This window comes from Paenibacillus sp. BJ-4 (genome assembly GCF_020404765.1).
Classification (GTDB): Bacteria; Bacillota; Bacilli; order Paenibacillales; family Paenibacillaceae; genus Paenibacillus.
Genome location: NZ_JAIVEM010000090.1, coordinates 1 through 211 on the forward strand (window position 1 = coordinate 1; position 211 = coordinate 211).

At 51.7% G+C, this 211-nt stretch carries 1 rRNA gene; it reads right to left on the reverse strand.

Going from position 1 to position 211, the window contains the following annotated elements:
* Positions 1-211: ribosomal RNA gene (locus tag LCF57_RS16025) — 23S ribosomal RNA — on the reverse strand; the annotation flags it as partial.

The window sequence follows — 211 nt, forward strand, 5'->3', positions numbered from 1 at the left end:
TCACTATTGTTTTCTCTTCCTCAGGGTACTTAGATGTTTCAGTTCCCCTGGTCTGCCTCTATTCTGCCTATGTATTCAGCAGAAAGTGACTGTCGATGAAGACAGTCGGGTTTCCCCATTCGGACATCCCCGGATCAAAGCTTGCTTACAGCTCCCCGAGGCTTTATCGTTGTTCGCCACGTCCTTCGTCGGCTCCTGGCGCCTAGGCATC